The following is a 26,551-nucleotide window of genomic DNA, read 5'->3' on the forward strand; positions in this document are numbered from 1 at the left end:
ATAATCCTGTTAAAATTTTCTCTGATACCAAGGTTGTGACTTTTCGCTTTTTTGATTAGAGCTTTTGCAGGTTTAGCGTTTAGCAAGGAGATAAACATGCTGATTCTGACCCGTCGCGTCGGAGAAACATTAATGATTGGGGACCAAGTCAGTGTTACTGTACTTGGAGTAAAGGGCAACCAGGTCCGTATTGGTGTCAATGCTCCAAAAGAAGTATCTGTTCACCGGGAAGAGATTTACCAACGTATTCAGCATGAACGTGCGATGCATGAACATCTTCAACACCTCGACCAAGACTATCAGCCTTCTTTCGAAGATGAGAATTATTCACAAAATGATTTTAATCGATAGTAGATGGCCATTCTTGATCAGTAAAGCGGCTTTATTGGCCGCTTTAATATTTTAAGGTGATTGAGAAATTAGATAAAATTATTACTCATTTAACAAAGCCAAGGCTTTCTTAACCGGTGCATAGCTACGCCGATGCTCATCAATTACACCATGTATACCAATTGCCTCAAAATGAGCTTTGGTCGGATAACCTTTATGTTTGGCAAAACCGTAATGTGGGTAACGTTGATCCAGTAAGACCATTTGCTGGTCACGTGCTACTTTAGCCAGAATACTTGCGGCCGAAATTTCCTGGTATAAAGCATCCCCTCCTACTATAGCTTCACAGCTCATCTGTAGGCCGGCAGGTTCTTTATTACCATCGACCAGCACTTTATCCGGTTGAATTGATAAACCTTCCACAGCACGGCGCATTGCCAGTAATGAAGCCTGCAAGATATTTATTTTATCAATTTCAGTAGCACTTGCTTCTGCAATGCACCAAGCCAAAGCTTTTTCCTGAATTTCGACAAACAGCTTTTCACGTTTTTTTTCTGTCAGTTTTTTGGAATCATTCAAACCTTCGATTGGACGAGCTGGATCGAGAATGACTGCAGCTGCCACGACAGCACCTACCAATGGTCCACGCCCTGCTTCATCTACACCTGCGATTTTCATCAAACTATTTACTCATAAAAAAGCAGGCTGATTGTATCATCCTGCTCAATATTGAAAAACTTAATTTAAAGCTTCTGCTACACATGCATTAATTGTTTTAGTGACTGCACTGGTTATGATGGCGGTACGTGCAGCTGGATCAATCGCTGCCGTAGCAAGATCCACAGTTGTTATATTTTGTGGAGCTTTATCACTCACACAGCCACAAATATCTGCCTGAATTGCCTGTTTCTGCTCAGCTGTCATTATTTTAGTTATATTTTGCCAAGCAGGCTGGTTGTTTAGTTCAGTATTACATTTTGCATTTACTGCCACTTTAATGGCAGCTGCTCCTAATTGCTGTGTAGTTGTGGTGGTATTGGCCGATTGCTCTATTCCTGAAGTTGTACACGCCGATAAAATTAAGGCTAATGGTGCCAGTACATATATAGATTTCTTCATGTTTATCCTTTATCAGTGTATATATAAATTTTGGACCAATTTTAAAGATTATGAAGTATCTGAACACTGTTAAATGTAAATAACTGCCTAAAGAATCTTCAAATCACATATTATCGAGCGCTACTGCCTGTTTAATATCCTTATAAATACTTGGACAAGCTGAATGTACGCGGTTCCAGCTTGGAATAAACGACTGCTGATTCGGAAAATTCATAAACTGCTCTCCCGCCTCAACAATACTCTGAGCAAAAAGTTCAACCGTATTTTCTTCACTATGCCGGTCATAATGTAGACCATTGGTTATTGCATCATAATAATAGTGATCAATCATATCTAAAGCATTTCGATAATAAGTTGCACGAATAATCCGAATATTATCTAGGCTAACTGGAACGCCCAGCGTGGCAAGTTTACGAAAAAGTGCTAGAGCAATATCACGGCTCATACGCTTCAAGCCACCCTCTCCATTTGAATTCACTACATTTTGGTGCTTATGTTCATAGCGGTCAGCAATATCTACCTGACAGATCCGTTTGGTAGAATAATTACGATAGATTTCAGAAAGAACTCCAATTTCCAGCCCCCAGTCGCCTGAAACTTTTAAATCACGTAATGCATCCAGATGAATTGCCATTTCGCCTGAAAGTGGATAACGGAAGGCTGAAAGATAAAGCAGATAATCCAGTGGACCAAAGACTTTCTTGAGTGCAAGTAAGAGTGGAGAAACCAGCAGACGGGATACCCTGCCATTCATTTTATGCTCAGCTACGCGGGCATAATATCCTTTAGAGAACTGGAAATTAAACTGTGGATGAACCATGGGGTAAATCAACCGCACTAGCATATCACGCTGATATGTACTGATATCACAGTCATGGAGTGCCACGACCTTACTGTTACTTTCAGCTAGTGCATAGCCAGCACAATACCAGACGTTACGGCCTTTTCCACGTTGCGAAGGTGCAACTTTTAATTCTTCAAGATGCTGATGGATTTTCTGTAAACGCGGTCCGTCGTTCCATAAAATGGTATGCGGCTGAGGTAGCTCGGAAAAAAACTCCTTGGCATGCTTAAATTGTTCAGGATTAGCTTGATCCAGTCCGATGATAATCTGCTGGATATAATCAGCTTCTTTTAATTCCTGCACAATTTTAGTAAGTGCAGGCCGTTCCAGCTCAGAATAAAGTGAAGGTAAAACTAAGGTAACCGGTCTATATTTAGTAAATTCACGCAATTCATTTTCATAATCTTCCAGCTGGCGCTGCTTTAGATCATGAATCGTCGTAATCATACCTTCTTGTGCAAAATCGACCATTATTTTCTCTCCATTTATTGTTGTAAAAAGTATTCAAGACCTTCTTTCCAGCCTGCTGGAGCCATTTTCCGAGTATAGTAGACAGAGTTATGCGCGAATTGAAGGACCGGTTTATAAGGACGCTTTACAACCACAGCATGCTCACAGGCTTTTAGCATATCAATATCATTCTCACTATCTCCCAAGCCAATCCGGACAGCTTCAGCTGGATAAAATTGCTGTAGCCAGCGTACTGCTATAGATTTATCGCATGCTGTACTCAATACATGACTGAAGCGCCCGCCATGTACTATATGCAAGTTTTTGGCCAAGTGCCGGGCAATAATTTGCTGTTCATATTTTGGATTGCTTCCCCAGATAATCACTTCACTATAAAGCCGTTGTAGGGCTTGGCATGATTCAGCTAAGCTTAATCCGGTTAACTCAGCAATCTGCTGGGATGTATTTTCACTAAAAAGCTGAAAATTCAAATGGTACTGTATACGGAGTTGTTGTAATGCTTCAGTAATGGCTGCCTGCCTGACCGGACTCTGAAACTGATAAAAGGAATTAAAAAATATATATGCCCCGTTTTCTGCAACAAACGGCATATCCACTAAACCTAATTTTTTTTGTAAATCTTTAATTTCTAATGCGGTTTTACTGCTGCATAAAATAATGGAGTAACGACTTTTAAGCTGTCTGATTAGCTCCAGATTTTCCGTATAAGTATAAGTATCGTGGCCTAATAGTGTTCCATCTAAATCTGTAAAAATAAGATAATCAGGCATAATAAATAATATTGATCAGTTAAATTGCACATTTGTTTCCTGATCATATAAGGCTTTTATCACTATTTTTTTCAGCTTACTTTTTATAACAATAAATCAACAGGCCTACATAGAGTAAACCTATTGATTTCATTTTAATTGATTACAGAGCCTGAATTTTCTTAATCCATGATTGCTTTTCAGTATTGTCTATAAAAGCCGCCTCAAAAGAATTAATCGCTAACTGTTTAAGTTCAGCTTCAGACAAATTCAGCGCTTTTTGAATAGCAAAGAAATTATCATTCATATAACCACCAAAATAAGATGGATCATCTGAATTTACTGTTACTTTAACGCCCTGCTGTAACAGACGGTGAATATTATGCTGCTGCATATCATCCACTACACAAAGTTTCAGATTACTCAGCGGACAAACTGTAAGAGGCATTTTTTCCTGAATCAGCCGCTGCATGAGAACCGGATCTTCCTCAGAACGCACACCATGATCAATCCGGTTAACCTTTAACAGGTCTAAAGCCTCCCAAACATATTCTGGTGGACCTTCTTCACCCGCATGTGCAACCACCAAAAAGCCTGCTTCGCGGGCTTTGGCAAAAACCCGTGTAAATTTAGCTGGTGGATGGCCGACTTCACTTGAATCCAGACCTACTGCAATAATCTGATTCTTATAAGGAAGTGCCTGCTCCAGAGTTTTCAATGCTGCTTCTTCACTTAAATGGCGTAAAAAACACATAATAAGGTATGAGCTGATACCCAATTTTGCTTTTGCATCATTACAGGCACGTTGCAAACCATTCAGAACTGTTTCAAATGCTATACCACGATCTGTATGAGTTTGCGGGTCAAAGAATATTTCAGTGTGTACTACATGATCTTCAGCACATTTTTTAAAATATGCCCAAGCTAGGTCATAGAAATCCTGTTCATGAATGAGTACATTTGCCCCTGCATAATAAATATCAAGAAATGACTGCAGGTTATGGAAATTATATGCCTGTCTTACCTCTTCTACAGACTTATAAGGAATATCAATCTGATTACGCTGTGCAATTTCAAACATGAGTTCAGGCTCAAACGTCCCTTCAATATGTACATGCAGTTCAGCTTTAGGTAAAGCACGAATGAGTTCAGTATGACTCATGGTCTCTCCTTGGAATTCGCAATAAATAAAAAGGGTGCAAACTTCCGTTTACACCCTGAATGATGTATAAAAATTAGCCACCAAAAGCAACAAATTTGATTACCCATAACACGGCAATGATCCATACCATGTAAGGAACCGTACTTGCTTTGCCTGTAAAAAGCTTCACCAGTGCATAGCTGATAAAGCCCATAGCAATACCATCAGCAATTGAATAGGTAAAAGGCATGAAAACGATAGTCAGGAAAGCAGGAACCGCTTCAGTAATATCATCCCATTCAATATGGGTAATACCCTGGATCATTAATACCCCAACAAACAATAAAGCCGGCGCTGTCGCGAAACCCGGTACAGACTGGGCTAACGGTGCCAGGAACAAACACGCCAGAAACATGAAACCGACGACAACAGCAGTTAAGCCAGTACGGCCGCCTGCAGCCACACCCGATGCAGATTCAATATAAGGCGTAGTAGATGAAGTGCCTAGTGCGGCCCCAGCTACAATGGCAGTAGAGTCAGCAAATAATGCTTTCTTCAAGCGTGGTAACTTGCCATCTTTAAGCAGGCCAGCACGATGAGAAACCCCTACAAGAGTACCGGTAGAGTCAAACAGGTCAACCAGGAAGAATACAAAAATCACCCCTACCAGACTGGCCGTAAACAGGCCCTCAAAGTCCATTTGTAACAATGTTGGAGCCAATGATGGCACCGCGCCTACTATACCTTTAAATTCATTCAGGCCTAAAGCAGTTGCAATTGCAGTTACGACCAGAATACTGAGAATGATTGCACCACGGACCTTAAAATGATGCATGATCACAATAAGAAAGAAACCTAACAGGGCCAGTAAAACTGTTGGCTGTTTGATATCGCCCAGCCCCACCAAAGTAGCCGGATTATCTACAATAATGCCGGCATTCTTAAGCGCGACCAAGGCTAAAAACAGCCCAATACCGCCGCCAATCGCCAGTTTTAATGACATGGGAATGGCATTGACGATTGCCTCACGGATTTTGAACATACTGATAGCAATAAATACCAGACCTGAAACAAATACCGCAGCTAGTGCCGTTTGCCAAGGCACCCCCATCCCTAAACACACTGAATAAGTAAAATAGGCATTTAGTCCCATACCTGGTGCAAGGGCAATTGGATAATTGGCCACAATTCCCATAACCAGACAGCCAATTGCGGCTGCAAGACAGGTTGCGACAAAGACAGCTCCATGATCCATTCCGGTTTCGGATAAAATCATTGGATTAACAATAATGATGTAACACATTGTCAAGAATGTGGTTACACCTGCTAGAACTTCTGTTCTAAAACTGGTTTTATTTTCGCTGAGCTTGAACAAGCGCTCAAGCATACCGGCTGAGGTATTGGGAGTTGTCATTACATCGCCCCTGAGAATTAAGATCTTTGCGATTGAATCCTCGGCCTGAAAAGCCTCAAATCACCACACTGCTATAAAATTTAAATGCATCAAAATCAGATATTGTGCAAGTAATTCTGGATAAAACAGCAAGACCTATGCCATCCTAATTACTTCCCATCTTCAAGCTGCACCTGAGCCCAAACTTACTAAACACTTGATGAGTGCCACTAATAGGCGAGGCAAACAAAAAAGCTGCATCATCTTATGCAGCTTTTTCATCTAACCTGTAGAAAAAAGTGTGAACTTAAATCTACCCGCTAAATTTTTTCGGCCAGATTATAACACACTGATTTTATTTTTGATTATCAGGTTTAATCTTCTCAGATTAATTTGGAACACTTACTATTTTTAAAATATTTAAAATCAGGCGCTTAATTTTAAATAAACTTGCAAGTTTTTTATTTTCTCTCCCGTTAACCCCAAAAAAGTATAAAAATCTCTACATTTTTTCAGTCTGAACGGATTTCCCTGCAGTATCAAACGCCGGGAAAGTACTCCGTTCGAGATGATGCGGGTTGTGCTGAGCCTGCTCTAAAGAGCTCTGTGCTTCCTGGATGACCTGCTTGATCTCCTGCTGACGCTTTTGCTGAATAGTATGATAGGTTATATAGCCTACCGAGACGACTGTAACTGCTGCGATTACCGTTATAACTGTTTTCATATCTCTTATCTTTAGTTGTTATCGAAAAATCTTGATGTAATTTTATCAAGAGCGTAATGCTTCATGCATTTTAAAACTGAATTTCTTTTAACACTATGGCCGATAAGATCAGCACCAATTTTCTAAGAACTTGAAACGTGTTATTCTCGGTGCCCTATAATCTAAACCTTCTTACTATTTTCTATGTTTCTTACGCCACCTTGATTACTCATTTCCTAGAAGTAATTTCTCATTGCTATATTAAAGGTTAGTGGTGTGGCGTAATTATGTCTTTTTCACAATATTGTCACCTCACTCGCCTGTTCCAATAAAAATCGGGCTTTCTTTATGTTGTCTTCTTTCCGTGAACAGTGGTTTTCAAACATTCGTGCTGATGTGCTGGCTGGACTGGTAGTAGGTCTGGCACTTATTCCCGAGGCAATTGCCTTTTCAATTATTGCCGGAGTCGATCCGCAAGTCGGTTTATATGCTTCATTTTCTATGGCAGTAGTAATTGCCATTGTAGGGGGCAGACCTGCCATGATTTCAGCTGCAACTGGAGCTATGGCTTTAGTTATGGTTAATCTGGTTAAAGAGCATGGATTACAGTATCTACTTGCGGCTACCATACTGACTGGCATCATCCAGATACTGGCTGGTTACCTTAAACTGGCCAAGCTGATGCGTTTTGTATCTAAATCTGTGGTGATTGGATTTGTAAATGCCCTCGCCATTTTAATTTTTATGGCTCAATTACCTGAACTCATCAATGTCAGCTGGCAGGTTTATCTATTTGTTGCTTTAGGCCTCAGTATTATCTATCTATTTCCTTATGTTCCAAGACTTGGCAGCTGGTTACCTTCCCCGTTGGTGTGTATTGTGGTGATTAGCCTGCTTTCAATCTGGTTAAACAGTGATATACGTACTGTAGGCGATATGGGTACTTTACCTGATAGTCTGGCTGTATTTCTTATACCAGACATTCCGCTTAACCTTGAAACGCTCAGAATTATTCTGCCTTATTCTATTGCTCTGGCTGCAGTAGGCCTTTTAGAGTCAATGATGACTGCCAGTATTGTGGATGAAATGACTGATACTTCAAGTGATAAGCATCAAGAATGTAAAGGACAAGGTATTGCAAATATTGTTACCGGCTTTATGGGGGGTATGGCTGGCTGTGCCATGATTGGACAGTCAATGATTAATGTGAAATCTGGCGGTCGACAACGTTTATCGACTTTTTGTGCAGGGATATTTCTTTTAATTCTGGTGGTATTTATCAGTGATTGGCTTAAGTTGATACCAATGGCAGCTTTAGTGGCAGTCATGATTATGGTTTCAATTAGCACATTTAACTGGCAATCAGTCATACAGTTTCATAAAAACCCGAAGAGTAGCAACAGTGTAATGATCGCAACTGTGGTGGTCGTAGTTGCCACTCATAACCTGGCTTTGGGCGTATTGACTGGTGTATTGCTTTCTGCACTGTTTTTAGCCAACAAACTGGAAAATGATATTCGAGTTGAATCTACTTTAAAGGAAGGTGTCCGAAGTTACAGCTTGGTGGGGCAGATTTTTTTCAGTTCATCCGAACGTTTTTACCAGAGTTTTAATTTTAATGAACAGGTGGAAAAAGTAATTATTGATCTTACCCATTCCCATATTTGGGATGTAACCTCTGTAGCCATGCTGGATTCCGTCATCAAAAAATTTACTGAACGCGGTACTTCCTGTGAAGTAATTGGCTTAAATGAAGCAAGTTCGATCATGATCGATAAATATGGAACTCACGCCAAGATCTGACACCCTCATCCGATTCATACCAAATTATATATCAGAAGTACGAAGAAAGGGTGGCTCCAAGCAACCCTTTCCTTTTAAAAAATTATCTAAAGACTTCTTAATAAAATTAAAGTCCTTGATAATTATCTATCATTTTTGTGGCTTTGTGAGCCTGCTTCACGAGCTTCCTCTGAGGTAAACTCATGTGCATTACCACTTTCATGGGCTGCTTTACCGCCTTTACTAGCGATTTCGCGCTGTTTATCTGCATCCATACTAGCAAAGCCGCGTCCTGAGCTGTTATTACCACTTTGTTGACTTTGCTGACGACTATTTTGGCCGCCACCACCTTGCTGTTTCTGATTATTACTGCCACTTTGCTGTTGCTGATTATTGCTGCCCTGTTGCTGGCGCTGGTTATTGTCGCGTTTATTATCTTGATTAGCCATTTCACACCTCATAACAAATATTGAGTTGGTTTCAGGTTGGTCGTTATCAAACGAACATCTTCACTATAAGGGAGTCAGCAATAAGTTTTGTTATAACTAAGGATGAGTTTTATTTAAAGCATTTGAGTTAGGTATTCATAGGTGTGACTTCAATATACTTATATAATCATTTTTCTAGGATATAAATTTAGACATACTTATAACTACTTTAATATCAATGCTTCATTTATTTTAATGTAAATTTTACCTACTTTTAATTATTATAAGTTTACATTTAAATAATTTTTTACCTTATTTTAAACATCATATGAAATTATAAATCCAGAATATTTTTTATAAAAAAAGGCCTGTTTTCTGGGGTTGAAAACAGGCCTATAGAGTAGCTTTATTCTTTTGTACAATTGTTAATATAGTGGAAATAATTTTAACCAAAATTAAACTCAAATAGAGTTACATCTTTAAGAATAAATGTTAATACATGTTATAGTTAGTATAATTTAATTAATATTCGCATATAAATTAAGCAATTAGCCCAATAGTAAAAATTAAAAAAAACTGAATTTGCTTAAATGGTTAATTTTTCAAATAAAGTCTAAATCTAATTTTAAATTTATCTTATCAATTTAATTAATCTACTCTCTATGCTTTTTCTTCTAGTAACTAAATTTTTCTACTTTTAAGTTCTTTACATTAATTCTTATTATTCCTCTTCTAAAAATTTATAATTTATTGAAATTATCACTTCTTAGCAAATAAAAAAGCCCACTAAAGTGAGCTTAATATTTATAACCGGTACATCTGATTAGGCGCAACATAAAAGCTTTGGCCATCTAGATTAAAATTAATCTCTCTTCCGGAATCAAGTAGAACTTTTTCACCTACTTTTACCCATTTAAAGCCACCAGAAATATTTTGTTTTCTTTCTGAAGCTATAATCTGAACATGAATAATATCACCGTCGATAGATTTCGCGGTACGAAAATTTGGATATTTCAATATATACACCAATACAATAGACTTTAGTAAACTCTTTAGAGCAGTTTTCGAACAATTATTTGATTAAAATAAAATTGTTTTAATTTTAATAACTACAAAATCTCAAGAAAATCTTGAAAAATGGGAGTGGCATCGTATGAGGTTTGCCTTCATTAAGTTTTATATCTTAGCACAGCTTTCCAAAATAACAAGCTTATTAGAAATAATTATAGGTTTTTATGATCAAAAAATTTTTTTAATTTGGTAATAAAGAATATAATAACTATATAATTTATATTCATAGATAAATAATTTTTCCATTTTTTAATTAGAATTTAATTTTAATATTTTTAAAGAAAATCTTATTATTTATCTTTTAATTTTTTAAAATTATAAATCTTTCAAATTTAATAATATAATTTTATTAACTTCTTATATAAAAAATATTATCTATGTTATTTTTATTAATAAAGTATTGATAAAAAGTAATTTACCTCTGTACTTAGTTAAATTTGTTCTATGCTGTAGTAGTTAATCTAAGAATATAATTTAAAGTTTTATAGGAGAAAAAATTGATAAAACAACTTTTTATAGCCTCTAGCATTGCATCCACTTTAGCTTTTGCCGGTTGTGCTACTATGAACAACCCATCTACTGACCGCAACTTGGCTTTATTACAAAACAAGACATGGATAGTAACTCAGATCAATGATGTAAAATATAAGGCTGATCCTCAGCAATCTGATGTTCCAAGTTTAATTTTTGATAATACTCAACTTAGCGGAACTGATGGCTGTAACCGTCTTATGGGAGGCTATGCAGTGAAAGGTACACAAATTACTTTCTCAGAAATAGCCAAAACACGAAGAGCTTGTTTAAGCCCTACAAATTTACCAGATAAATTTACTAATGCTTTGAATCAGGTTACTCAATATAAGGTGAGTGAAACTGAGCTAAAACTGATGGACAGCAACAAGAATACAGTGCTTGAATTTAAAACTCAGCGTTAATATAAAAAGTCCTCACTATGAGGACTTTTTTACGTTCTATATCTATGACAGCGCATATAAAATTAAAAACATTTTATTTTATGAATGCCAGATATTAAAAAAGGCTTCAAGTACTTGTATTTCCTTGAAACCTTTACACCATAAGGTGTCATATTTGGTAGGCATATCCAGACTCGAACTGGAGACCTCTACGATGTCAACGTAGTATCTATTTAAGGAAAACAGCAACTTAGGTTGAAATGACGTAATATTGACGTAAACACTAAGTTATCCACAGTTTCCGAAGTCACCGTGTAAGTGTATTATACCATCTAAATTTTAATCACAAAGAAGAAAAATTATATAGAGATAGTTATGCAATTCTATATTTGCTATTTAGTCAAACGGGCCAAGCCATACAATAAAAGTCCGGGATGGGCATTGCGGTATAATCCGTGGTTTTCGGAACAAGAGCCATTAGAGTTTTATGAAGTTGGCGGGGTTTGTTGATCATTGCGCTAAACACTGCACACACACGGTCACGCTCACATGATTAGAGATTGAGTGTGCTGTGCAGCCGGAGAGAAAGAAGGATATAAGGAGAAGCAGCCTCATGCGGACCACTTCTTATATGCTTTAGCTAATTTAACGTCATAACTATTTTTTGCATACATGGACCCATTGTAGCCTCTAGCAAATGCCTTCCAATCCTTATTTCTAAGTGCACCAATTAAACCATTCACTTTAATGTATCGACACATTGCTTCTAGTTGGCTGGCTTCATCTTTATACATTGCATTAATAAATGCTTGTAATGTTGGGTAGCCCAAAGATTTCCAGTGGTATCCCATGACCTGCCCTATTCCCCACGAACAGGACTCCAATGCCACTTCACGATTAAGCTTGGCTGCGCGCTCCAGTTTGTCATGCTGTGCTGAATATTTGCCATATGCTCCAGGCGCTGGATTACATAAATCTGGGAACTGCTTGGACCATTCTTTTGATTTAGTAATCCAGTTAATTGCTTGCAGACCTTCATAGAACTTGTGTCGTTCATAAAGAATTACTGGTGTACCATCTGGATTAAAGCCAGCCCCTTTGCACTCAACTTCTATAACTGCACGGAGAGCAGCAACTTCAACACCAAGCGCCTTCGCTTGAGCTTCAATTTGAGCAGTGGTTAAATTCTTACTCATTGTCTTTATCCCATTTAAAGAATTTTGGTCGTGCGCCACCTTTTCCCCAGATATAGAGTTGTCGGGTAAAGAGTGCGATTACAATGCTTACGGTTGTATAGAAAAGTGTGCCGGCTGGACTTGGGGTGTAGTCATCTTTGACAAAAAGCGCCACTCCAAAGAAGATTGATAACATCAACAGGAAATCAATATGCTTTGGTAGTTGTATTCTTGGGTGGAATACCATGATTGCAAAAGAAACTATAAATAATATCAATGCTGTCTTACTGATGATTACCAGCATCTTCATCCTCCTTCTTGACCAAACCAAGGATTCTTGATCGGGCCAGACTTAGTAATGCTTCAGCTGTACTCTTACCAGCCGCACCTAAAACAAAACCAAATAGTTCGGGGTAGTTGCCATTTGCAAGAAATAAGCTTGCTGGTTCAGCAAAAACCACACATAAAATGAAGCCGGCAAAAAACCCTATCCAGCGGTCTCGAGCCGGTTCCTTGCTTAATAGAAAGCCAAAAGTCGCACCCAAAACTCCCGTAAAAAGGATATGTGAATGACTTTTGATGCTCTCTAAAACTTGACTAAGGAAGTCCATAGATTTCTCCTTTTGTCATAAATCCCCCCAATTTTTGGCAATAAAAAAACACCCGAAGGTGCATTGTGTTGAATGGTTTTAAACTTCTATTTGCACAACAGCACCCGAAGGTACTCTATAAAATAAATTGCCTTCTTGTTCCAAGTGCCCAACTGATTTGATTTGTAAATTCTTTGACAGTAACCCAAGTAACACCATCAACACTCTTTTGAATTTCAAAGCTCTTAGGTGCTTCATTTGGTCCTGCTGATGTACTCATTGCGATATCAACACGATCAACAATTGCAGGGCCACCCATATCTATTGAAACCCATGCAGGCATGTTTGCCGCTGCGGTGTACCAATTTGTTGAGCCATTTACAATACCATCAAAACAACCCTCCGCCCCATTTGCACCGCTCTTAGAGCTTTGGTTATAAATCTTACCTGATGTAACCAAATCAGATGAGCCGCTAACTAAGAAAATCTCACCAATTGATATGTATAGCGAACCATTGTTTTGGGTAGTACGAACTCGCCAATATCTTGATCCAGGCTCTGCTATTGAAATGGTAATTTCATTGCTTAGTTTTTCATTACCATTCTTCAAACTTCCAAATCTTACATAATACGTTTTCCCGACCTCAGCTGTTTCATCCGTGTATGTAAGCCCTGTAATTCCTGTCGCAACTGGCGCGGGCATCGCATTTACATTCATTGGAGTTTCTGAGCGATAGTAATTTGTGCTTTCGTAAAACCCATCTATCTTAAAAGTGTAATCAATTTTTTTACTCATAAGTCACTCACTACATAAGCAATGTCGTATGGCGCACTAAAGAATTGAGATAACTCAACAGTGTGCGTAAATGGATAAAAACACTCATAACCGTCACGAATGGATTTCAATATTATTTCAATTGAGAGTGTATTCGCTTGCATTGAACCGGTAGACACTATGTACTCATTCAAAGTACCCACATTTATGTTTTGAGTCCTTAATTCAACTTGGTTTTCATCAAGCTCAGTTAAAACCAACATATAAGTCACACCGCTTTCAAGCGTTACACCACCCTCATACCAACCAATGATTTCACCGCCAGTTTGCTGTAAGCGATTCCGATTCACCCAAGTGATGGCTAGGTCTGTTTCAATTTCAGTAGGCCAATACTCACCGTTAATTTTCACATTTGCTGGTGGGTATGGTCGAACTGCACGAGCCTTCATTTCCACTAGATTTGAGCCTTTTTGCTCAAGTACGCCTGATGGTGTAGTTGTTAGTGCAGATACTAGAACTTTCTCATCTGCGACATATTCTGTCTGATCATACGAAATATCGGTTCCACAGAAATAAAGTTTTAAACCTAAATCCCAGTCTTTTGGTTGTGTATCCAATGCGCCACGCTTGACTGATACAACACCAGTATTATGGTCAACACTTTGAAATACCATCCATTCAGATAATCCTGTCAGCCACTCTTTTCCGCACTGAATCAGTGTGCCAGCCGGAACATTAGAAATTTTCTTCCAATTCTTCACTGTGAAACTTGATGAGGTTTTTGAAATAAATTGATCTGAATCAGTAGTTAATGAATATTGAATTGATCCAGCACGCACCCACTCGTCATAATTATTTGTCATCATGACTGCATAAAGCGAGTTCTCTTGTGGTTTTTCAGCAACAACCCCAACCAAACCAAAATTGCTATCATATGCTAATTCTTCATCAACTTGACGCTGACCAAGCCTCATTGCAGCTAAGTAATATGGCATCTCAAAAGGTTCATACTCGCAAGCTTGTGGTGGCAACGGCTTATCAATGGGTTCATCGGCTACAATAGTGGTATTCATCATTGCAGTCGATGGCACAACCTCTATGTACTCAATTGAAACTTCATTGTTCGTTGGTCCACCAAGGTTTATGCTCATGATGCGAACCAAAATAGTTCCAGTCCAACGCTTAGACCACGGCAGCCGAATTAAATCATAACGATTCCACTTTCTAGCCTCGCGCCAACCCGTTGTAAATGCACCTTTAAAAGCCCCAGTGGATACTTGTTTAAGCTTCCAGTTCGCCACAATTTCCGCATTTCGCATATTCATGAAATATGGAAAATCCAAAGTTTCAGCATTTACACAACCCAGTGTTTGAATCAGTCCATTTTCAGAAATTGAGAATGATGAGTTCTTGATATTTGCACGATCGTAATAATTCACATTGACTTGATTAATAACCTCATCAGCATTGGTAATTTCATACTGCATGCTTTTGATTTTGCTCTCAGGAATGGCGTGTATTTCATCTTCATCAAACCAATCATCACGAAATAAAACCATTTCATAAAGACCGGTTTGGCGATTGATGCGTATACCAGCCTCAATGTGGTAGCAAAGCTCGTTAATGGCATCAATGCATGATTTTTCAGTAATAGACCATGAAATACCCAACCCCTCATCAAAAATCCGATCTGCTGCCTTTGTGAAATTAATATCATTAACAGATGATTCTGGCTTATTCATCGCTGTGTCATCTGTAAGAATTTCACGGATTTTATGGATTGGATTGATGTCTGGGTTTTCTTCGTTTACCGGGTCAACTATTGGATACACTCCCATGGGGGTTAGTGTTGCAGCAAAGCCAGTCCCTGGGATGGATGTCCTTGAGAGGGTTATCTCTAGTTTTCCGGCAGTATTATTAGAGCGAAGCATAAGTGAATACACTTTATGTACACTTGAATCTTTTCTTGTGTAGTAATACTCGTAAGGCCAAGAGATTGATACTATATCAATATCAGACTCTTCTCCGATTAAGGTAATTTGTATCTCAGCCCAGCCAATTAACCCCTCATAGTCCAGCGAAAGCTCAACCGCAGCTGTTTCAAGTTGAATTACACCTGTGCTTTGACCAGATGTTGAAAACCCTATGTGGTAATTGTTATCGTAATAATCCGATGTCCAATTAGCCCAGATATTATCAAAAGATGATTTATGCTTATATAAAACCGGATTGTGTAAGTATTTCCAATTTTCATCAAAGCCATTATCTGGATTATTTAATTCTGTGTTTATTTCTGCCTTCAAATCATACCACTGCGCACCCCCATCATTTCTCACATGAATCCGCTTCGGCCAAAGCAGCATTTCTTTCATGTAGCCTGAGTTACCGACATAAAAATCTTTAAATGCGAGATAAGATTGATAAGGATAAGCAGAAGCAGACAGTTCTTTTGACTCCATATAGTCTTTATAAAATGGCACTACTTGTTGATTATCTGTGCCATATTTTGCATAAATTTGCCCAACCACCCCACCTTCATTTTCACCGTATAAAGTTGGTTTTTCTACAGTGCCTATAGTTAAGGGATTCTTCATTTCATCAATTAAAGGCGTTAACCAACCACGTTTGTCAAAATTAATGCCCAACACTTTTTCAATCGGATTGCCAATAAATAATAGAAAATTCGTTACATATTTATAACCTGTTACTTGATCGCTACTTCCACCCATTTTCGACTACCTCCACCACTTGCTGTGCCATCGCATCTTTTGATGCTTTCACAACCTCAAGCTCAATACCATTTTTAAGAAATTCCTGCCAATCCCAACCTTGAGACAAAAAAAAGGCCCGCGAACCGCGAGCACACATTTTGGCTTTTCGTAAATCAGACATGTAAATTCTCATTATTTACCGCCTTTGGCTTTAATCGGTGTGGTGGTCTGCCCCCACAGATGTGTGATATTTCCATACATATGTGGGCTGCCCGCTATGTCGCTAAATGAAGTACCTTCATCAGCAATGGTGCCATCAAGTTGATTGGCGGTCTGACCGTTCTTCTTTTGCATTTTGCGCATTTGTACATATGTATAAACCATCATTGCAGCTGTAACAGCTAAAAATGCATAAATAAGCCATGGCGCAATAACCATAAAGCCTCCTTATTTAATCAATTGAGTCATCACTGGGTTTTCGGAAGGTATGTATGGATGCCCACCAAAACGTGCACCATTCTTAAATGTTGAATCACATTTTTTTGAAGATTGATCGCACCCTGGTGCCAACTGAATCACATCGCCAATTTTTAAATCAACATGCTCTCGATATAAAGTGACTGAATTGGCTGAGTTTCCAACAACAAAGGTATAAACACCGAGTTTTTTAAACAGACCGCGATTGAGATAACCAGCTGCATACACTTTGGTCTCCATAATGGGATCACCATCTGTATATGTCGGCTGCCCATTTTCATCTAAAACAGGCTGCCCCAGTTCATCTAAGATGGGAATCTGCTCGAATACCAAGTTGCCTTCTTCATCTTTGACTTGAGTAGGATTGACGGTGAATGTGATCGTTAGACCATTGATTTCGGTCACAGTCACATCAAAAGCCCAATCCACAAATTTCAAGCCACACCAACGATCATAAATAGAGTTCGGACAAGTCTTTTGAAACTTTCGAACCAGGATACTTCTGTTTAAATAAGATTCACCGGTTGAACAAACCAAAATCATGGTGTTTGCACTATCATCAAACTTGGGCTGAGTCACGCGACCAATAAACAAAACCAATGTTTCGTTTTTCTCAAGCTCAAGCACAGTCAGATATACCGATTCAAAGTAAATCTTGTTTAGAAATACACGAATAAAATCATCGTCAGCCTCATTTTTAAGAGCGTACGGTTGAGGAAAAGTAACCTCAATTTCACACTTATCAATGTCCGCATCTTCAATCACATCCCGATCTAATCCACGCACCGACTTATATGTAATGCCGCCATGAGTGACATCTTTACGGTGATTGGTGAAATACCAAGTCTTATCCCCATGCTTGAATTGATAAAGCTCTACACGAATATCCATTAGCTTTCTAACTCCAGAATGGGAATAGTGACTTGTGAAATACCGGCACCTAAAAATTGAAACTCAATTTGGTCTGCATCAAAGCGATAAAGCCCCATATAACAAATCGTTCGTATGTCATTGCGCTGAGCATTAATTGCCGGTGAAACTGTTAAAGATCCGCCTGTTTTTGCTGTAATTTCATGCGCTGTCCATGTGCCATTTTTGCGCTTCACTGCAAGGTAATTTCGATTAGCCTCAACCAGATATTTGGTATTGGTGCTTAAGCTGCTGCTGATATTACCCGTGTTTATAATATTCAAATGCCGCTCATAAAGTGGCAACCAAAACGGGCGATAGCGACCACCACGACGAAACAGGAAACGTCTAAACTCCTGAAAATCATCCCAACTTCGAATCAGCGATTTAAAGGGTTTGGACTGCTTTACCTTGGCATGATGGGTAAATGACTGAAAGCCACCCATACTGTTATCCACCACGTTTTGATGCTGGCTCATGGTGATTTCAATCGAGTCGCCATCCAGCAGCAACGGCTTAAAATAAATATCTTGGCCTTTATATTGTTCTGGAGCATCGCCTATATGCTCTGGTAAATCTTCTGCCAGCACACGGAAAACTACTGAAGCATTGGACCAGAAACCGCCAGTATTAATTGACGCATCACCGTCAATGATGCAGATCCGTAGCGGCATAATCACTGCGTTGGTCGCTGTGATGTTTTCAGCCAGTCGAAAGCCGTCCTGGTATTCAGTGATCAATTCTTGAATCACCTCATCCGTTTCCGGGTCCCGGATTTCTTCCTGAACAATGATGTAGCGGCCGCGCTCCGTGATTTCCACAACTTGGTGGCCTTCCTTACTCTCAATAAAAGCAAAACCGACTCTAAGGTCGGCTATAGTGTCTGCTGCATCGAGAATGAGGAAATCGTCATCGGTAATATCTGGAATGCTTCGCTTAATCTGACGCAGCGGAATCCCCCACTGTTTACGCAGATTGGCGTAGAGCATATGAAACAGATCACCCATAGCTTTACGCATTTCCGTGTACTTGAAATTCAGGATTTGCCGTGGTGCATCGCGAAGTGGATAGCGGATCTCAGAACCATCAAACGATTCATGTACTTCAGTCATCCATTCCAGGCTTTCAGTCGATTCGAGTAGAGGGCAATTTGTTAATACGTGCACCTCGCCATATGATGTTTGTATTTTCATTTTGTCCTCATAATAAAAAAGCCCACCGAAGTGGGCTTATGCGAATCCTAATTCCTAACGATGTTGTCTTATGAGAAGTTCAACTCACAGGATCGCTCTAATTCACGAATATAGGTAGTTTTCACCAAGCTCATTGTATGCACATGAATTCGCTCAAGCGTCTTACTCAAGACATCTTTCCACTCTTTATGTAATGGATTTTCATCACTATCACTAATTGCAGGAAATTCTAAAGGCCCAATAAATAATGCCTCAAAAATTGGCTTAAACTCATCCTTGAATTGATTTGCGTAAGACTCAAACCCAGTGCCACGAAAGTCTTGATCAATTACATTACACATGGTTTCCCAAGCTTTTATTCCAACACTATCGATTTCTATATCGGATTCAGCCTTAATAAATTTAACGATATTACCCAAAACACTCTCCAAAATTTAAACCTTACTACGATTTCGCTTCATGTGGTAAAGAAAAGCCTTTTCACCGTCTGGGCCATACAGCCAATCCTTTGCCTCATTCTCATCCTTAACCATAATCACGCGCAGGTTGTTGTCGATAGGTCTATTAGTGTTGCTTTCACGGGCTTCACTCAAGTATCGAGTTAAATCCTTATTTTGTTCAGGATTCAAAACACGCTCCCCGCCATCGAGCAACCACGTGCCTTCTTTCGGAATATTGTCGATACCGTCGTGGGCCATACCGGTCAGATTAACCGACTTCATGCTTGCGGCCTGAGCAACCTGTAAAGCTGCTGCAGCTGCACCCATAGCAGGTGCGATATATGGACCAACGTATGGTGTACCAACGACCGCATCATAGGCCTTAGAGTATGCCGCTGGAATGTTCAGCATTGCTTGGGCTACTGCAAAAGCCTTTTGAGCAGCAAACAGTACTGCATAGGTTTTAGAGTTCTCATCCACCAGCGCAGCGAAACCACCGAGCATGCCTTCCATGTAGCTAGCGGTAGACTTGGCTTGCAGTTCAAGTTTTGCATTTTGGTATGCCTCTTCGTTCAACAGATCGAGTTCACGCATTTTTTGCAAAACTTCAAACTGTCGCTCTAGCGGATTTTCTCCATAGCCCATCACATCACGGTAATCTTCAATCGCACTGTCGCGCTCATAAGATTCTTCGAGGTTTTGCTGTGACAAAGAGCCTTGAATTAGTGCCTGTTTCATTGCTGGTGAGTATTCAGAAGTATTGAGAATTTCTTCTCTAACTAATGCGTAGTACTGGCGAGCATATTCGCCGGCAGTCATCCAATTTCGACTAGCTTCAAGCAGTTGTTTTTTATCGCTCAGCTCTTTTTGTTTCTGAGCCTCCTGATATTCAGCAACGTCTTTTTCGTATGCGGCTTGTTGAAGGGCTAGGTATTTTTTAATTGCAACATCATCACCAGCATAGGCGAGGTTAATTTCCTTGATCGCCTCTTTGTTAGCCTCAAGTAATTGCTCCTCTTCACTTAAATATAGGCTTTGTACGTTTTTTTGACGCTCAAGGGATTGTTTGCGAACATTTTCAATATCATTCCAGTACTCCCCCCAGTCTTTTAAGTTTTCAGTAGCGTCATTTGCCACAAAACCAGCAGATTTATTTGATGTTCCACCCAGCCCAACTAAATGTTTGTCAATCTTTCCTGCATACTCACGCGCCTCCTTAGTCTTTGCTGCTGAGCCAGTAAATCCTTTTGACTTTAGATCTTTAGTTCCTTTAACCCCAGCGTTATATGCGGTTACAGCATCATTCCAGTTCCCAAAAATCTTGAATGATTCAGCTAGGTCCTTAGCAGCTACTTCTGCCGACTTTTTGACATCATATGAATCAGCTACAGAGAGACCATATTGCTTTCTAAAAATACTGGTTGTCTGAAATGGCCCTATCGCACCTGTTGGGCTTTTAGCATTAATATTCCCTTTAGACTCTTGTGCCATTACGGCAGCAAGCATATTTTCGGGAATACCGTACTTTGAGCCAATCTCATTTAATCCATACTTTGAATTAATTTCTGCAACTTTTTGAAGCATTTTTAGTTCTAAGTTACTGTATGAGTACTGCTTCTGGCTTAATTCAATCTGCTTGCGCTTCGCTTCTTCAATTTTCTTTTCAGATTCCTCTCTTGCTTTATTTTGCTCCTGAACCTTAAAACCAGTTTCAAGTTGCTTTAACTCAATAGCACTCAGTCTTTTTGAGAACCCTAGACCTGCTTGTTCGCGGTAATCAGCGACATACTCGGCACGTTCTCGACTCCAGCCTGCCGCAATGTTTTTTTGAATATATTGAGACCGAAGCACCTCATCATTAATATCAGTAAGTGCAGCTCTTTGTTTTTGATTAAGATTCAGCCAAGCTTGCGCTTGGTTGTTTACGCTTGCAGTGACAACATCCGTAGATCTTGCAAGAGTTCTGGATTTCACTTCCAAAGAATCTACAACTTTCTGTTGAGCATCCATCGCGCTTTTTGCACCTGTTGCTGCAACAGCATGCTTGTCCATGTGCACCTTACTTTCTTCAGTAATGGTGCCAAGTTTGTTGATGCGGTTTGCTAAGGTTTCAGCACTAATTGCATTTTGATCGAACTCTTTGATCCACCCGCGAATAGTATTTTTCGTGGATTCATCTTTTGCCATCACCTCAGCAATTGAACTTGCGTATGCGCGAACCTGTTGCTGGGCCTTGGTATATGATTCTGTTAGATCTTTTAGTTCTACTGCTTCCTGATATTTAAAAGCACGTTGTTGCGCTTCAGTTAAATTATCGTACTCAACAACAAGCTCAGCTACCGACTTGCCCTGTTTATCAAGAGAAGGTTTAACACTATCACTTGAGCTTTTCATGTAGGCGAACGCTGCACCAGCCGCAATACCTTGTGCTGCAAGCATTGCTAATCCAACAGGGCCACCCAAGAAAGCCATCGCACCACGTAACGCAACCATCGCACCTGTGGTTGTAGATGCTGAGGCAGACAACCCAATTAAACCAGCACCAGCACGAACCGAAAATGCAGCCAACTGAGCCAACTGAATGCTTGTTGCAATAACAGTTGGCACTAACTTAACAGCCATTGCAGCAGTCAATGCTAAAGCGACTGCCTTGATATCATCCATATTATCCGATACCAACTGCACCACAGGAACCACGTTATTTACAAGTGTTGCTTTTAATCCATCCCATTGCAGACTTAACAGCTGCACATTTTCTTTTGCTAACGCTAAGGTCTCAATCATTTCATCAGACATGATTGCGTTAGCACGCTCTGCTGCATCTCCCCACTTCTTGAAGCCCTCACCTCCATTTTCTAATAATGGAATAAGTAAGGAGGAGTCTGAAATAATGGCCTCCATATAGAACTTCAGGTCATTTTGAGAGGCACCCACTTTCTGTAAAGAATCGTAGTAAAGCTGAAGTGCTTCTGGTCCTGACAGCTTTTGGAATTGCTGAATAGTTACACCAACAAGTGGAGCAATATTCTCAAAGAAGTCAGCTAAAGGTCCACCACCTGTTTGCTGAAAGTCGCCAATACGGTCCTGCATGTCTTTCATCTTATCGGCGAAAGACTCCATGCTAATTCCGGCAGTTTCCGCACCTTTTGCGTAAAACTGAAAGTCTCGAACTGAAGTATTGGCCAGCTGGGCGAATTTTTTAATTTCACTTCCGGTTTGGATGGTTTGATCTGCAAAGGCAACCATACCACCAATCGAAACCCCTGCAACCGCAGCACCAAATGCAGTCGCTGCAACACTTGCAACACTAAAGCTATTTGCAATATTTTTGCTTGAGTTCTTAGCTTGGCGTTCAGCCTGTGTCATTGGGCCTGTAAAATTTCCAATTTTTGTGACCAAATCTAGGGTTAGTCTACCCAATGATGCTGCTGCCATAACTTTTCCTCAGATAATAAAAAACCCCGCTGGTGCGGGGTTTTATGATTTTTAATAAATCAAACTTTTAATTTGTATCAGGTAGATTTCTCATCATAGCGTCACTGCAAGTCATATAAACAGAGTTACTATATTCATTCTCGATTGAAACTTGCAATGCCCCATCAATTACTTTTGGCTCTTTATACGCATTATATATAATTGATTTATAAAATTTTAGCTTCTCTTCGGGCATGTTGCTTTCATTTGCAATTTTTAAAGCATCGGAGATCATAACTCCAACTTGTCTACCGTTCATAACTTGCTTGGCATATACAGATGCATCCCCACATATATTCTCAATTACTTGCTCTTTTGTTTTAATTTCCTTTGCCAGAGAATTCATTGAAACTAAAAGTAATGAGCAAAATATAATTTTTTCCATATCATTTACACCAAGTCATTAACGTTATTAATTGCGAGCTTTACACCATAACTACCTGTACTTTCTTCATCTTTCCAGCCACCATCTATGACCGCTGGAACAGTTTTGTTTACCACCTTGCCGGATAGTTTGCCGCCTCACCTCTACTCAAGTAACCCACAAGCAAGCCATTAATTTCAACTTTAACGGCATTCTTATCATACTGATTAAATGGCTCTGAGCTAACTTTGGCATAGCACTCAAAAAACTTCGACTCTTCTTCTTTGGGTCCGGCTATCTTTTTTAGGTTATTTTGATAGGACTGCTCACCCACAATATTGTAAGCGTATGAAGTATTGTTTGGGTCTGGATTTATACTTGTTTCACTTGCTGCCTTTTTAGCTTTCAAAACATACCAAATAACCACACCAACAATTATTGCTATTACTATTTCCATACCCCACCCCAAATATTTGTTATTCAGGACAAGATACTAATTTCAGCACAAAAAAACCACTCCGAAGAGTGGTCTTGTTTTATTTAAATATCAAATATAAACCGGACAGACTTTTCTAAAGCTGGTGATATTAGCCTTAAAAACTTCTAAGTGCTTATATTTATCCTCTAGTACGGTTTTAGCATAAACCTCACCATGCCCGATATATGCTCTTTTCCAGATACCATCCGGTAACCTTAAAAGCCAAACATCAGCATGAGGTATAGATACCAAGGTGTAGCCATCATGCACAGCCTCAAGTTCCACCATTGGATCCTCAATATCTAGGCGCTGCATGAATTCAATTTCCTCTTTAACAATATCCAAGTTAAGAATTTGCTTTGCAACATCCAAGTAATTAAGCGGTATGTTTGAAAAATTTAATACTTTCATGGGTTTTTATTCATCTCCGCTAACATATAGCGCCCTACGCGCAGTGTATCTGTTCCATACAGCAAATCTAGTACACTATCAAAGCGTTTAGTGAATTCTGCAATGTTCATTGTTGGATAAAAGCCCGGTGGCAGTGGCATTGCAGTCAACACGCCATTGCGGGCGCTCACATGCCAAGAATCATATCGAGAGTTTTTAAATTCTTGATTAATCTGCTCAGCAATTTGAATAATTTCTTGTGGATAAGGTAAAGCTTTAACTTCCGACTGCTTTGAACTTACTTTTAATTCCATAAGCTCTAAATAATGTTTCGCATCCTCAAAATGAATGGCACGCAATTCACGGTAGCTTGCAGAATACTTAAAGTGATTTTTTAAGCGGCTCCACATTTGCTTGATTAAACCTTGATTGCCACCAGCGCGAGTGTGAACGATGTTATATAGGATTCCACATTGTTCTGGCGAGATAGTTTGCTTGGAATTCACCTGCTGACTCATAACTTCGCGATCCAAAACATCCAAAACCCATTTACGGAATTTTTTAGCGATTGCTGTCTTGGAAAACATTGCGATTAAGTGAGCACCGCGAAGAGAAAAGATGCGATGATCCATTTCAACTTTGCCTGTTTTTCTAACGACACTCAATTTGAGGGTCGTTGTCATTGAAGGTGTGAACTCATCTTTATTTCGCTCATAAACCTGAGTTACAGCATCTGATTTTGCATACCCTAGCGCTTTGGCCAATTCAACTGCTGTTAGCCAAATTTGACCATTCTGCTCTACTGGTGAAAAATTTACTTCGTTAAAACTTAATGCTAAACTAGACATAGTTAATATTCCTTTGTTAACAACACCAAAGCTCCGCATCCGCCAAGATTCAGGGGCTTTTTTGTTGTCTGTTGATTTCATGCTTTCGCACTCTCTTTATTTAAAAACTCTTTTATAGCTTGGTTGATAAGCCAATTAATCGAACGATCCTCCTCTTTACCTTTTAATTTCAACTTTTCGTGATCTTTATTATCCAGAAACCGCATTTTGTACTGCTGGCCTTTTTGATTGATACTCATGTGTTCCTCATAACATCATTTAGGTACGTTTCTATATTGTACCTCTTTTATGTCATTGTCAACATCAAAGAGGTACTTTATTATAAAAACATCTAATATTTTTCCGGCTGCCCTGATGAGTGAAAACCAAAAAGAACCACAATATAAATTACGCTGGTCTGAAGAATTAAGAGATAAGGTGGTTGAGTCTGCAAAATCACACAGTCGCTCAATTAATGCTGAAATATGTACTCGCCTAGAACAAAGTTTTGAGCCTGAAGTTAAAGTTTCAGAAACACTCGAGTTCGAGTTGATGATGCAGTCTTACTTAGAGCAGGCAAAGCAAATCAAGGAATTAAAAGAAATGCTTGAGCAAGTTTTAAAGAAACCGACCTAAGTCGATCCCCCTCCAAAACTTTGCATCATATATTCTTCAAGCGAAAGTTCTTCCGGTTGGTCTTCATGAGGCATAAAAGATTTCGCTTTCACGTTTTTAGCACCCTTCGATCCAAAGTAAGTCGCCATTAAGTTGCCAAAGCCCTGCTCAATCCGCCGACCAAAAAAAAGAGAGCCTCGTTTTTGACGAAAGGCCCTCCATAATTTTAACTCCCGGCTGCTTAAGCTTCGTTTTGCTTCGGCAATTGTTCTTCCACCAATTCCGTTAAGGACGAGTTCGCAGAAGAATTCATCTTCGTCTTGTAGATCCAGTTCTTTCCCGCAAAATCTAAAACCTCGTCAGCAGCGGAATACATAGCCTCAATTACTTCGGTTGAAACAGCACCAGTCTCAGAAATTTTTGGGAAAAACTGTGTCTTTTCGTCTTCATATACAACCTGGAAGACTAACGCTTTTTTAAGCTGATCTAGTGTGAGCTCTTGTTTGTTTTTCAGCTTCCAAACATCTGAAGCATTAACAATCTCATCATGTGATGCAATTTTAATAAGAACTTCACCACTGACTTCAGCGCCATCTTTATCACGGAACTGAATTGTTTTTTCAACAAAACTACCCACACCAATCACTTGCTTGGTTGCGGTTAATGTTAATTTAGCCATTATGGAGTCACCACTGCTGGATCACGGAAGATTGTAGTTACACCTGATGTGCGCACCAGAGTGAATGAATAGGTAATTAGAGAGTCTTGGGCAAGATCATCAGGTGAAGTTGGGTTTAAGTAACCTTCAAAAGTCCACCAGACACGATCACCTGGTAAATCAATGGTATCGGTCGCAGTGTCATAATCGGGCGCTGTTTCTGCATGGCTTGAGCCAATATACCATTCGACTTTTTCACCGGACTCAGCCAATTGAATAAGCTTGATATGGCTTGCATTTTCATCATCCAACTGAATAGCAATAGAGCCTTCACCCGGATCACGCATACCGCGCTCATAGTTTTTAGTGTCAGAATCAAGGCATGTCGCATCGATCTTGCCGAATGAGTCTTGACCAAAGCCAAAACCTGAATAACAACTGAAACGAACAACTTCTTTATTTACGACCGCATAAACATGCGTTTTGTTTGTCTTAACTGCCATGAGTAGCTACTCCTCAATTTTAGGCAT

At 39.4% G+C, this 26,551-nt stretch carries 30 protein-coding genes and 1 pseudogene; 4 read left to right on the forward strand and 27 right to left on the reverse strand.

What is annotated here, in order from left to right; genetic code table 11:
- Window positions 1-96: 96 nt before the first annotated feature.
- Window positions 97-351, forward strand: a complete 255-nt coding sequence (gene csrA, locus N518_RS0111180) for a carbon storage regulator CsrA (protein WP_005014972.1) — start codon at window positions 97-99, stop codon at window positions 349-351.
- An 81-nt stretch (window positions 352-432) separates the two neighbouring features.
- Here the strand turns inward: csrA and rnhB are convergent, their stop codons facing one another.
- The 7 genes from rnhB to N518_RS0111215 all read right to left on the reverse strand — a co-directional run bounded on the left by rnhB (window position 433) and on the right by N518_RS0111215 (window position 6,771).
- Complete coding sequence (rnhB, locus tag N518_RS0111185; RefSeq protein WP_026444251.1) at window positions 433-1,008, reverse strand: ribonuclease HII; 576 nt, start codon at window positions 1,006-1,008, stop codon at window positions 433-435.
- A gap of 60 nt (window positions 1,009-1,068) precedes the next feature.
- Window positions 1,069-1,449: a hypothetical protein gene (locus N518_RS0111190; RefSeq protein ID WP_017401280.1), complete on the reverse strand. Its 381-nt coding sequence runs from the start codon at window positions 1,447-1,449 to the stop codon at window positions 1,069-1,071.
- A gap of 103 nt (window positions 1,450-1,552) precedes the next feature.
- Complete coding sequence (locus tag N518_RS0111195; protein WP_005406055.1) at window positions 1,553-2,764, reverse strand: glycosyl transferase; 1,212 nt, start codon at window positions 2,762-2,764, stop codon at window positions 1,553-1,555.
- A 14-nt stretch (window positions 2,765-2,778) separates the two neighbouring features.
- Window positions 2,779-3,534: an HAD-IIB family hydrolase gene (locus N518_RS0111200; RefSeq protein WP_017401281.1), complete on the reverse strand. Its 756-nt coding sequence runs from the start codon at window positions 3,532-3,534 to the stop codon at window positions 2,779-2,781.
- A 142-nt stretch (window positions 3,535-3,676) separates the two neighbouring features.
- On the reverse strand, window positions 3,677-4,675 hold the full coding sequence (locus N518_RS0111205; RefSeq protein WP_017401282.1) for an adenosine deaminase: 999 nt from the start codon (window positions 4,673-4,675) through the stop codon (window positions 3,677-3,679).
- Window positions 4,676-4,748: 73 nt separating this feature from the next.
- On the reverse strand, window positions 4,749-6,068 hold the full coding sequence (locus tag N518_RS0111210; protein ID WP_005014984.1) for an NCS2 family permease: 1,320 nt from the start codon (window positions 6,066-6,068) through the stop codon (window positions 4,749-4,751).
- Window positions 6,069-6,549: 481 nt separating this feature from the next.
- Window positions 6,550-6,771: a hypothetical protein gene (locus tag N518_RS0111215; RefSeq protein WP_005025367.1), complete on the reverse strand. Its 222-nt coding sequence runs from the start codon at window positions 6,769-6,771 to the stop codon at window positions 6,550-6,552.
- 327 nt (window positions 6,772-7,098) lie between these two features.
- Between N518_RS0111215 and N518_RS0111220 the strand changes: the two genes are divergently transcribed.
- Entirely contained in the window at window positions 7,099-8,553 is a 1,455-nt protein-coding gene (locus N518_RS0111220) for a SulP family inorganic anion transporter (RefSeq protein ID WP_005025364.1), read from the forward strand.
- Window positions 8,554-8,690: 137 nt separating this feature from the next.
- Here N518_RS0111220 and N518_RS17375 read toward each other — a convergent pair.
- Together N518_RS17375 and N518_RS0111230 are read right to left on the reverse strand one after the other, a co-directional pair.
- A pseudogene (locus tag N518_RS17375) lies at window positions 8,691-8,828 on the reverse strand (KGG domain-containing protein); the annotation flags it as partial.
- Between the two features lie 936 nt (window positions 8,829-9,764).
- Window positions 9,765-9,977, reverse strand: coding sequence for a hypothetical protein (locus tag N518_RS0111230; RefSeq protein ID WP_005405128.1), 213 nt, complete (start codon window positions 9,975-9,977; stop codon window positions 9,765-9,767).
- A 551-nt stretch (window positions 9,978-10,528) separates the two neighbouring features.
- Between N518_RS0111230 and N518_RS0111235 the strand changes: the two genes are divergently transcribed.
- Entirely contained in the window at window positions 10,529-10,966 is a 438-nt protein-coding gene (locus N518_RS0111235) for an META domain-containing protein (protein WP_005025362.1), read from the forward strand.
- 590 nt (window positions 10,967-11,556) lie between these two features.
- Here the strand turns inward: N518_RS0111235 and N518_RS0111240 are convergent.
- From N518_RS0111240 to N518_RS17235, 16 genes are all read right to left on the reverse strand, one after another.
- A complete protein-coding gene (locus tag N518_RS0111240) occupies window positions 11,557-12,141 on the reverse strand; it encodes an N-acetylmuramidase family protein (RefSeq protein ID WP_026444252.1) in 585 nt (194 codons plus the stop codon).
- A complete protein-coding gene (locus N518_RS0111245; protein ID WP_026444253.1) occupies window positions 12,134-12,424 on the reverse strand; it encodes a hypothetical protein in 291 nt (96 codons plus the stop codon). Before N518_RS0111245 ends, N518_RS0111240 begins: the two co-directional genes overlap by 8 nt.
- On the reverse strand, window positions 12,405-12,731 hold the full coding sequence (locus tag N518_RS0111250; protein WP_026444254.1) for a hypothetical protein: 327 nt from the start codon (window positions 12,729-12,731) through the stop codon (window positions 12,405-12,407). Before N518_RS0111250 ends, N518_RS0111245 begins: the two co-directional genes overlap by 20 nt.
- 115 nt (window positions 12,732-12,846) lie before the next feature.
- Entirely contained in the window at window positions 12,847-13,506 is a 660-nt protein-coding gene (locus N518_RS0111255; RefSeq protein WP_026444255.1) for a discoidin domain-containing protein, read from the reverse strand.
- Window positions 13,503-16,214: a phage tail protein gene (locus tag N518_RS0111260; protein ID WP_026444256.1), complete on the reverse strand. Its 2,712-nt coding sequence runs from the start codon at window positions 16,212-16,214 to the stop codon at window positions 13,503-13,505. Before N518_RS0111260 ends, N518_RS0111255 begins: the two co-directional genes overlap by 4 nt.
- Window positions 16,201-16,377, reverse strand: a complete 177-nt coding sequence (locus tag N518_RS0111265) for a hypothetical protein (RefSeq protein ID WP_228133335.1) — start codon at window positions 16,375-16,377, stop codon at window positions 16,201-16,203. Before N518_RS0111265 ends, N518_RS0111260 begins: the two co-directional genes overlap by 14 nt.
- Window positions 16,378-16,388: 11 nt before the next feature.
- On the reverse strand, window positions 16,389-16,634 hold the full coding sequence (locus N518_RS0111270; RefSeq protein ID WP_228133336.1) for a hypothetical protein: 246 nt from the start codon (window positions 16,632-16,634) through the stop codon (window positions 16,389-16,391).
- A gap of 9 nt (window positions 16,635-16,643) precedes the next feature.
- A complete protein-coding gene (locus tag N518_RS0111275; protein ID WP_026444259.1) occupies window positions 16,644-17,564 on the reverse strand; it encodes a phage BR0599 family protein in 921 nt (306 codons plus the stop codon).
- Entirely contained in the window at window positions 17,564-18,775 is a 1,212-nt protein-coding gene (locus N518_RS0111280; RefSeq protein ID WP_026444260.1) for a hypothetical protein, read from the reverse strand. The genes N518_RS0111275 and N518_RS0111280 overlap by 1 nt, the downstream gene beginning before the upstream one ends.
- Window positions 18,776-18,843: 68 nt before the next feature.
- The gene (locus N518_RS0111285) at window positions 18,844-19,194 is read right to left on the reverse strand and encodes a hypothetical protein (protein WP_026444261.1); all 351 of its coding nucleotides are present in this window, start codon (window positions 19,192-19,194) and stop codon (window positions 18,844-18,846) included.
- A gap of 15 nt (window positions 19,195-19,209) precedes the next feature.
- Window positions 19,210-22,650, reverse strand: coding sequence for a transglycosylase SLT domain-containing protein (locus N518_RS16600; protein ID WP_051531903.1), 3,441 nt, complete (start codon window positions 22,648-22,650; stop codon window positions 19,210-19,212).
- Between the two features lie 67 nt (window positions 22,651-22,717).
- Window positions 22,718-23,074, reverse strand: a complete 357-nt coding sequence (locus N518_RS0111295) for a hypothetical protein (RefSeq protein ID WP_034593960.1) — start codon at window positions 23,072-23,074, stop codon at window positions 22,718-22,720.
- A 109-nt stretch (window positions 23,075-23,183) separates the two neighbouring features.
- Window positions 23,184-23,510: an HIRAN domain-containing protein gene (locus N518_RS16270; protein ID WP_228133337.1), complete on the reverse strand. Its 327-nt coding sequence runs from the start codon at window positions 23,508-23,510 to the stop codon at window positions 23,184-23,186.
- A 90-nt stretch (window positions 23,511-23,600) separates the two neighbouring features.
- Entirely contained in the window at window positions 23,601-23,942 is a 342-nt protein-coding gene (locus N518_RS0111305; RefSeq protein WP_026444263.1) for a hypothetical protein, read from the reverse strand.
- Window positions 23,939-24,769, reverse strand: a complete 831-nt coding sequence (locus N518_RS0111310; protein WP_026444264.1) for a Bro-N domain-containing protein — start codon at window positions 24,767-24,769, stop codon at window positions 23,939-23,941. The genes N518_RS0111305 and N518_RS0111310 overlap by 4 nt, the downstream gene beginning before the upstream one ends.
- A 77-nt stretch (window positions 24,770-24,846) precedes the next feature.
- A complete protein-coding gene (locus N518_RS17235; protein ID WP_008304580.1) occupies window positions 24,847-25,008 on the reverse strand; it encodes a hypothetical protein in 162 nt (53 codons plus the stop codon).
- Window positions 25,009-25,123: 115 nt separating this feature from the next.
- Here N518_RS17235 and N518_RS0111320 point away from each other — a divergent pair, with 115 nt between their 5' ends.
- Window positions 25,124-25,384 carry an Arc family DNA-binding protein gene (locus tag N518_RS0111320; RefSeq protein WP_026444265.1) on the forward strand — a complete coding sequence of 87 codons (261 nt, stop codon included), beginning with the start codon at window positions 25,124-25,126 and terminating at the stop codon, window positions 25,382-25,384.
- A gap of 220 nt (window positions 25,385-25,604) precedes the next feature.
- On the opposite strand, the gene N518_RS0111330 is transcribed toward N518_RS0111320, so the two are convergent.
- Together N518_RS0111330 and N518_RS0111335 are read right to left on the reverse strand one after the other, a co-directional pair.
- Entirely contained in the window at window positions 25,605-26,042 is a 438-nt protein-coding gene (locus N518_RS0111330) for a hypothetical protein (RefSeq protein ID WP_026444267.1), read from the reverse strand.
- Window positions 26,042-26,524 (reverse strand): phage tail tube protein, encoded by a 483-nt coding sequence (locus tag N518_RS0111335; protein WP_026444268.1) that lies wholly within the window; start codon window positions 26,522-26,524, stop codon window positions 26,042-26,044. The genes N518_RS0111330 and N518_RS0111335 overlap by 1 nt, the downstream gene beginning before the upstream one ends.
- Between the last annotated feature and the right edge of the window lie 27 nt (window positions 26,525-26,551).

It is taken from the genome of Acinetobacter sp. UNC436CL71CviS28 (genome assembly GCF_000620525.1).
Taxonomy (GTDB): domain Bacteria; phylum Pseudomonadota; class Gammaproteobacteria; order Pseudomonadales; family Moraxellaceae; genus Acinetobacter; species Acinetobacter radioresistens.

Bases quoted from the DNA above. Each gene is read 5' to 3' on its own strand.
- csrA (WP_005014972.1), top strand. From the start codon at position 97: ATGCTGATTCTGACCCGTCGCGTCGGAGAAACATTAATGATTGGGGAC.
- rnhB (WP_026444251.1), bottom strand. From the start codon at position 1,008: ATGAAAATCGCAGGTGTAGATGAAGCAGGGCGTGGACCATTGGTAGGT.
- N518_RS0111190 (WP_017401280.1), bottom strand. From the start codon at position 1,449: ATGAAGAAATCTATATATGTACTGGCACCATTAGCCTTAATTTTATCG.
- N518_RS0111195 (WP_005406055.1), bottom strand. From the start codon at position 2,764: ATGGTCGATTTTGCACAAGAAGGTATGATTACGACGATTCATGATCTA.
- N518_RS0111200 (WP_017401281.1), bottom strand. From the start codon at position 3,534: ATGCCTGATTATCTTATTTTTACAGATTTAGATGGAACACTATTAGGC.
- N518_RS0111205 (WP_017401282.1), bottom strand. From the start codon at position 4,675: ATGAGTCATACTGAACTCATTCGTGCTTTACCTAAAGCTGAACTGCAT.
- N518_RS0111210 (WP_005014984.1), bottom strand. From the start codon at position 6,068: ATGACAACTCCCAATACCTCAGCCGGTATGCTTGAGCGCTTGTTCAAG.
- N518_RS0111215 (WP_005025367.1), bottom strand. From the start codon at position 6,771: ATGAAAACAGTTATAACGGTAATCGCAGCAGTTACAGTCGTCTCGGTA.
- N518_RS0111220 (WP_005025364.1), top strand. From the start codon at position 7,099: ATGTTGTCTTCTTTCCGTGAACAGTGGTTTTCAAACATTCGTGCTGAT.
- N518_RS0111240 (WP_026444252.1), bottom strand. From the start codon at position 12,141: ATGAGTAAGAATTTAACCACTGCTCAAATTGAAGCTCAAGCGAAGGCG.
- N518_RS0111245 (WP_026444253.1), bottom strand. From the start codon at position 12,424: ATGCTGGTAATCATCAGTAAGACAGCATTGATATTATTTATAGTTTCT.
- N518_RS0111250 (WP_026444254.1), bottom strand. From the start codon at position 12,731: ATGGACTTCCTTAGTCAAGTTTTAGAGAGCATCAAAAGTCATTCACAT.
- N518_RS0111255 (WP_026444255.1), bottom strand. From the start codon at position 13,506: ATGAGTAAAAAAATTGATTACACTTTTAAGATAGATGGGTTTTACGAA.
- N518_RS0111260 (WP_026444256.1), bottom strand. From the start codon at position 16,214: ATGGGTGGAAGTAGCGATCAAGTAACAGGTTATAAATATGTAACGAAT.
- N518_RS0111265 (WP_228133335.1), bottom strand. From the start codon at position 16,377: ATGTCTGATTTACGAAAAGCCAAAATGTGTGCTCGCGGTTCGCGGGCC.
- N518_RS0111270 (WP_228133336.1), bottom strand. From the start codon at position 16,634: ATGGTTATTGCGCCATGGCTTATTTATGCATTTTTAGCTGTTACAGCT.
- N518_RS0111275 (WP_026444259.1), bottom strand. From the start codon at position 17,564: ATGGATATTCGTGTAGAGCTTTATCAATTCAAGCATGGGGATAAGACT.
- N518_RS0111280 (WP_026444260.1), bottom strand. From the start codon at position 18,775: ATGAAAATACAAACATCATATGGCGAGGTGCACGTATTAACAAATTGC.
- N518_RS16600 (WP_051531903.1), bottom strand. From the start codon at position 22,650: ATGGCAGCAGCATCATTGGGTAGACTAACCCTAGATTTGGTCACAAAA.
- N518_RS0111295 (WP_034593960.1), bottom strand. From the start codon at position 23,074: ATGGAAAAAATTATATTTTGCTCATTACTTTTAGTTTCAATGAATTCT.
- N518_RS16270 (WP_228133337.1), bottom strand. From the start codon at position 23,510: ATGGAAATAGTAATAGCAATAATTGTTGGTGTGGTTATTTGGTATGTT.
- N518_RS0111305 (WP_026444263.1), bottom strand. From the start codon at position 23,942: ATGAAAGTATTAAATTTTTCAAACATACCGCTTAATTACTTGGATGTT.
- N518_RS0111310 (WP_026444264.1), bottom strand. From the start codon at position 24,769: ATGTCTAGTTTAGCATTAAGTTTTAACGAAGTAAATTTTTCACCAGTA.
- N518_RS17235 (WP_008304580.1), bottom strand. From the start codon at position 25,008: ATGAGTATCAATCAAAAAGGCCAGCAGTACAAAATGCGGTTTCTGGAT.
- N518_RS0111320 (WP_026444265.1), top strand. From the start codon at position 25,124: ATGAGTGAAAACCAAAAAGAACCACAATATAAATTACGCTGGTCTGAA.
- N518_RS0111330 (WP_026444267.1), bottom strand. From the start codon at position 26,042: ATGGCTAAATTAACATTAACCGCAACCAAGCAAGTGATTGGTGTGGGT.
- N518_RS0111335 (WP_026444268.1), bottom strand. From the start codon at position 26,524: ATGGCAGTTAAGACAAACAAAACGCATGTTTATGCGGTCGTAAATAAA.